Origin of the sequence: Actinomycetospora sp. NBRC 106375, from assembly GCF_030269665.1 — a bacterium.
In the GTDB taxonomy this organism is placed as follows: domain Bacteria; phylum Actinomycetota; class Actinomycetes; order Mycobacteriales; family Pseudonocardiaceae; genus Actinomycetospora.
This window is the reverse complement of the sequence record NZ_BSTS01000036.1, coordinates 22,846-28,845: the sequence shown is the minus strand read 5'-3', so window position 1 is coordinate 28,845 and position 6,000 is coordinate 22,846. Positions and strand designations below refer to the sequence as shown.

4 protein-coding genes and 1 pseudogene are annotated in these 6,000 nt (G+C 66.6%); 2 read left to right on the top strand and 3 right to left on the bottom strand.

What is annotated here, in order from left to right; all coding sequences use genetic code 11:
- Positions 1 to 229: 229 nt before the first annotated feature.
- Positions 230 to 598: a terminase gpP N-terminus-related DNA-binding protein gene (locus tag QSK03_RS31530; protein WP_285659626.1), complete on the top strand. Its 369-nt coding sequence runs from the start codon at positions 230 to 232 to the stop codon at positions 596 to 598.
- Between the two features lie 64 nt (positions 599 to 662).
- Here the strand turns inward: QSK03_RS31530 and QSK03_RS31525 are convergent, their stop codons facing one another.
- From QSK03_RS31525 to QSK03_RS33325, 3 genes and pseudogenes are all read right to left on the bottom strand, one after another.
- Positions 663 to 1,727: a hypothetical protein gene (locus QSK03_RS31525; RefSeq protein WP_285659624.1), complete on the bottom strand. Its 1,065-nt coding sequence runs from the start codon at positions 1,725 to 1,727 to the stop codon at positions 663 to 665.
- Positions 1,728 to 2,084: 357 nt separating this feature from the next.
- Positions 2,085 to 2,720 (bottom strand): annotated as a pseudogene (istB, locus tag QSK03_RS31520) (IS21-like element helper ATPase IstB); the annotation flags it as partial.
- A 118-nt stretch (positions 2,721 to 2,838) separates the two neighbouring features.
- Positions 2,839 to 3,360, bottom strand: coding sequence for a pentapeptide repeat-containing protein (locus QSK03_RS33325; RefSeq protein WP_352232080.1), 522 nt, complete (start codon positions 3,358 to 3,360; stop codon positions 2,839 to 2,841).
- A 1,069-nt stretch (positions 3,361 to 4,429) separates the two neighbouring features.
- Here QSK03_RS33325 and QSK03_RS31515 point away from each other — a divergent pair.
- Positions 4,430 to 5,872: an HNH endonuclease gene (locus QSK03_RS31515; RefSeq protein WP_285659623.1), complete on the top strand. Its 1,443-nt coding sequence runs from the start codon at positions 4,430 to 4,432 to the stop codon at positions 5,870 to 5,872.
- The last annotated feature ends 128 nt before the right edge of the window (positions 5,873 to 6,000 follow it).

The window sequence follows — 6,000 nt, the reverse complement described above, 5'->3', positions numbered from 1 at the left end:
CCGAGCCCAGGGCAAGAGCGCCCGCGAAATCCGACGCTGCCTCAAGCGATACATCGCCCGCCAACTCCACCGCCAGCTCACCGCAGCGATGGCCACACCCGCTTGACAGAAATAGAAGCGTCAACTTCCCCAAGTCGTACGGCGGTCCCGGCGTGGTGTCGGGGCCGGGTGAGGGTCTGCCGCTGGGCTCGCGGGTGAGTGATCACCGACGGAGCGGCGGGAGGCCCGGGTGCTGTCCTGGGAGGCAGATGTGGAAGCGCACGCGTTGCGCGAGCAGGGCTGGACGATCTCGGCGATCGCCCGGCACCTGGGCCATGACCGCAAGACCGTCCGCGCCTACCGCGAGGGCCGGCGGGTCCCCGAGCAGCGGGTGCGCCGCGAGCCGACGCTGACCGAGCCGTTCCTGGAGTACCGCCGGCTGCGGCTGGCCGAGGACCCGCACCTGTGGGCCTCGACCCTGTTCGACGAGCTCACCGGGCTCGGGTTCGCCGGCTCGTATCCGTCGTTGACCGCCGCGATCCGAACTCACGGGTTGCGGCCGCACTGCGAGCCCTGCCAGGCCTCGAAGGGCCGGGACGCGGCGACAGCGGCCGCGTAGTTGTGGACACGGCCCGGGGGCCCGCAGGCTCTCGGGCCCGTGGCGGTCGGCCGGTCCTCCGACCTCACTGCAAGTCGTCAGCGCGCGCCAACAGAACTCGGAACAGCTCAGCGGCGTCGGCGCGTAACGCCTGGTCATTCGATGTCGGCAACGAGTTGGAGGTTGCGATGAGGTTGCCGATTCTACAGACGGAGAGCAGGACCGCCTCGGCCCTGGCGTATTCACAAAGGCCTACCTGCACGGGGAAGGAAGGGAACTCCGCGACGGGCTTCAGATTGGCGATGTAGCCCGCGCTCTCATCCGCCAGCGCGAGCGTTAAGCCGCTCAGTCTGATCGCTGACATTCGCGCGGGCGCGGGCACCTGTCGGGTGCACACATCGATGCGGCTCCGCATCTCTGCGACGATCGGCCGCGTCGGGTCGGACAGATAGTCAGCGCGGACGAGGATGCGCTCTCCATACCGTCCGTCGGAGGCTTCGACTCCCCGTTCTCGGAGGCTGACCCCTGTGGAGGCGAGGATCGTGTTGTTCGCCGACGAGATCGGTACGTCGCTGAGACAGTCACCGGTGTCCAAAGGGCCGAAGACGAAGGGGTCGCCAGGCGCGCCCTCCACGCCGGGACGATTGCTCCGGTCGAGGACCTCGAAATCGCGAGGAGGATTGTCCGCGAGTGGTCGTACGAGCTCGGTCACGATGTCGGCGGCGTCTTGCTTGTCATCATCGGGGTCTTGCTGGGCCACGAGGGCGAGGCCCGAGATGAGACCCACCGTCGCGGTGAAGGCGATCGCGGTGAGAGCCAGGCGCCGCGGACGAGAGAGGAGTACCCCTCGTGCACCTCGCTCCGAGGCTTCGCTCCCGTCCCGGCTGAAGCGCTCCTCGAGCTCGTAGTAGCGGCTAAGAAGGCTTCGGCCGAATAGCAGGAAGAACAGGCAGAAGAACACCAGAGAAGCTGCGGTGCTGAGGAGAACGACCCACCACGGCGCTACCAGCCCGAGGACCGCGGTGACCGCTCCGGCGAGTGCGAGCGAGATCCCGACGACTCCAGCGGCGTAACCGGCGCGTTGCTCGGATGTCGCCGAGGTCTTCTTCTCGTGCGACGGTTCGGCGCTCCCCGCCTGCTTCTCGTGCACGCAAGAGTCTCCCTGGAAAGTTCGGCCGACGTGCTCCGTGGACGCCGTGACTCGAGCTGTGCGCCCGCGCCGGGTCGTCCCCCACGGGAGGCTACTCGGATGTGTCTCCGGAGTTCGTGAGCTGGGCCAGTGCACGATGCTGGGATGGGTTGTGGACCGGCGTTCTCGGGGTCGTGTTCCGGTATCGGTGCGGGATCGCCCGGCCGGGTTCGCGCAAGCGGTTCGGACCGAGGCAGACGGTGGAAGCACCATCCCACTTCAATCTCGGCGGCACTTGGGACGAGGTGTGTCAACGGCGGCTGAATCTGGACCCCCTGGCGGCGGCCGAAAGTGGACCCCGGCAGGTTGTTGATCTCGTTAGTGGTCGGTCTTGCCGGCGGCGGGGACGCGGCCGAGGTCGCGGTCTTTGAGGCGGTAGCTGTCGCCCTTGAGGGAGACGACCTCGGCGTGGTGCACGAGCCGGTCGATTATCGCCGCGGCGACGACGTCGTCGCCGAAGACCTCGCCCCAGCGCCCGAAGGGCTTGTTGCTGGTGACGATCAGGCTGGCTTGTTCGTAGCGCGAGGACACGAGCTGGAAGAACAGGTTCGCCGCCTCGGCCTCGAAGGGGACGTAGCAGACCTCGTCGATGATCAGCGGCGGGACCCGGCCCAGCTTGGTCAGCTCGACCTGCAGCCGGCCGGCGTGGTGGGCCTCGGCGAGGCGGGCGACCCACTCGGCGGTCGTAGCAAAGGCGGTGCGGTGACCGGCCTGGCAGGCACGGACGCCCAGCCCGATCGCGAGGTGGGTCTTGCCGGTGCCCGGTGGGCCGAGGAACACCACGTTCTCGCGGGCGGTGATGAAGTCCAGGGTGCCGAGGTGGGCGAGGGTCTCGCGCTTGAGGGAGCGCTGGTGCTCGACGTCGAAGTCCTCAAGGCTCTTGCGGGCCGGGAAGCGCACGGCGCGGATGCGGCCCTCGCCGCCGTGGGCCTCGCGGGCGGCGACCTCAGATGCTTCTAGGTGCTCGGATGCGGAGCGCTATGAGGGCTCCTCTACGTCCTCAGAAAGGCCCGACGGGAGACCAGGTGCGCCCCGGAGTCGGATTACTGAGGCAATCCCGCGGGAACGTCGTCTACTTCGGCACACCAACGGCCCCTGTCAGGTCTACGTTCCTTGCGGTGCTTAGGAGTGCTCCATCGACCATAGCACCCGTTAGATTCACGCCGCTGAGATTAGAATTCGAGAAGTCAGCCCCCCGCAGGTCTGAATCGCCGAGGTTCGCTCCATCGAGATCGCAGTTAGTCAGCGACGCGCCGGGCAACTGAGCTCCGAAAAAGTCAGCTCCCCTCAGCATGGCGCCGTCGAACTGAGCGTCATCGAACGTCGTTGTGTAGCCCTCCTCGTCAAGGCTCAACCTCGCGGCGCCCAAATTTGCTCCCACGAAGTTGGCGCCCCTAAAATTTGAACCTGAGAAGTAGCCGTTCTCAAGACTTGCTCCCGACAGGTCTGTCTCGAAGAAGTAGGCGCGGTTCGAGTAGGTGTTATTAAGTTTCGCTCCCGCGAGGGTTGCGCGAGTAAAGTTGCCGGCGGTTAGTCGCGAGCCTGCCAGGTCGGCACCTCGAAAATTGAGGCCCGAACGTTCACTCGTAGGCATGTGAAACTCAAGTCTGTACGTGTGCCGCGATCAAATCCTTGATCTCTACGCCCGAGGATGCTGAACGCGGCCAGAACGTCTGCGGGTGGAGTCTCGATGATGGGCTCACCAGGTCCTCTAGCGACGATCGGGCCAAGACACCGAGCTCCGTTGGAGGGTTCCACATGAGTTCTGGCGTATGCGGAGACGACCTCCACTATTGTAGGTTGGTCGTCTGGAGAGTCGCGCGAGATGCGTTCGAGCGCGTAGAGCCCTCCGAGTCGGGTGTCGACGCCAGGGCTCGTCAGCTGCCCCACGGCTTGAGCGTACCGACCTGTTATTTGCACCTGCTCAGAGTTGCGTGTTTGCTCCGCGTTATAATAGAGGGCGATTGCGGCGGCGAAGGCGCTCACGAGGGCGGCAATTGCTGTAACGTTGTTCCGAGCCCAGCGCCCTGTCCTATTGCCAGTGCGGTTAATTGCGTGTGCTATGCGCTTGCCGGTCGAGCGAGGCGTAGGCCGTCGGAGGCTGGTTCCATCGGGGCGTCGGCCAGCGACCCTCAGCGGTCTCCTCGAACGAACTGACATCTTCTTGGTCGGTCTCACCCGTGGCCCCCCTTGCCAACACAATCTTGTTCTCTAGTCGCTGCATGGGGGCGTTCAGTTACGGCAGCGGCGCTGCCGCTTGCCCGTGGGAAGAAGCGCGCCGGCCGGTTCGGGGCCTACCGGCCGATGTGGACCGACGTGTAGGTGCATGCGGCGAGCTCAAGCGTTTCGGTTGCCGACGTCACCGACACCACCGTGAGGTCCAGGCCGGCCCCGAGCATGAGCGACGCAGCCCACGGCGGCGTCCATGGACGGTCGAGGCGGCGACGCGCGGCGTTACCTCACTGTGGGCGGCGCACGGTTCGGCAGTCTTCGATCGCACCACCGCTCGGACACCCACGACCGACACGGAGGGGCCGTTGGGACCACAGGACGGCGGCGAAGACGAGTACTGCGATCGCAGGCGGCTGCCCTGGCACGATGTACGCTTTGCTCCGCCTTCGCGGGCACGCGGCCCGAGACTTGCCGATTGCGAGGAGCCGACCGTGACCGTTGCGGTCGAATGCCCGCGCTGGCTGCCCGTGCCGCGCCGCCCCGACGCCTACGAAGTCAGCGACTGCGGCCAGGTTCGCTCTGTCGACCGCAGAGTTGAATGCCGCAACAACACCGTGCGCCGGTATGACGGGAAGCCGCTGAAGCCGTGGCGAGCGAACGGTTACCTGTGGGTCGGCCTTGGCAAGGGCACCACCCCGGTAATGGTCCACGCCCTGGTCATGGAAGCCTTCGTCGGGCCGCGGTGGCCCGGAATGGAGATCCTGCACGGAGACGGCGACCGCACCAACAACGCCCTCTGGAACCTCAGCTACGGCACGTCCGCCGACAACAAGGCTGACGTCCTCCGGCATGGGCGGAACTACTGGGTCAACCGTGACTACTGCCAGCTCGGGCATCTCCTCGCGGGCGCGAACCTCACGCTCCGAAACGAACGCACCGGCAACGCCCGACGGTGCGTGGTGTGCAAGCGAGGCCTCAGCGCGGCTAGCTACTATCGGCGGCGCGACGTGCAGTTCGACCCAGTGGCGTTCGCTGACCGCAAGTACGCCGAGCTGATGCCGGACGCCCCGCCGCCGCTCGAGGTGCGCGAGGAGCTGTCCCGGAAGACGCCGACTCCCCTGGTTGCCGACGCTCCGGTTGAGCCGAGGGAGCCGTGGGTGCTGCCCAGTGAGCGCTGGCGCCCCATACCGGGATTCGAGACTACCCATGACGTTTCGAACCTCGCTCGCTTCAGAAGCCGCGACCGCGACATCGAGTACAGCGACGGACGAGTCCGGAGCCACCAAGGGCGCATCCTTGCGCCGACCCTGTCCCGCGGCTACCTCGTGATCGGTCTGCGCGATCCCGGTGGCCGGTGGCGCACCCATTTCGCGCACCGACTGGTTGCGCGCGCGTTCCTCGGTCCATGCCCCGACGGGATGGAGGTGCTCCACCGGGATGGGGACGCCAGCAACGCCCGCCTCTCCAACCTGCGCTACGGAACCCACGCCGACAACGGCGCAGACATGGTCCGTCACGGCCGCACCCCCCGCGACCGGCAAGGCGAAACTTGCCGATGGGGGCACCGCCTCGAAGTACCCAATCTCGTCGAATCCAAGCTGCCCGCACGCAAGTGCCTCGCCTGCGCTCGAAGCTGGTACCACGTCCGAAACGCTGGCTACCAAGACGTTAGCCACCGGGCGATCTCCGACCGGCATTACCGCATCATCACGGGCTGCGCGACGGCCGAGGACGCGGCAGAAGAGCGGACGGAGTGCGGTCGCGGCCACGCCCTCACCCCCGGCAACCTTGTTCCATCAAAGCTGCCCGCCCGATGCTGCCTCGCCTGCTCACGCGCCCTCTCCGTCGTCCGCTACGCCAAGAGCATCGGCGCGACGCTCGACGCCCAGTCGGTCGCCGACGCGAAGTACGCCAAGATCATAAATTCGGCTTGACCTCGGGTGGCGCGTCGTAAGTGCGCCAGGGACTGCGCGCATCCCGGGACGGCCAGCTTTCTGATCTTCGCGTGGAGCAGGTCGTGGAGAACAACGGTGTCAACTGGTGTGCGTGGAGTAGGTCCTAG

What these genes read in the sequence shown, in the direction of transcription:
- QSK03_RS33325 (WP_352232080.1), bottom strand. Translation starts at nt 3,360, where the DNA reads ATGCCTACGAGTGAACGTTCGGGCCTCAATTTTCGAGGTGCCGACCTG.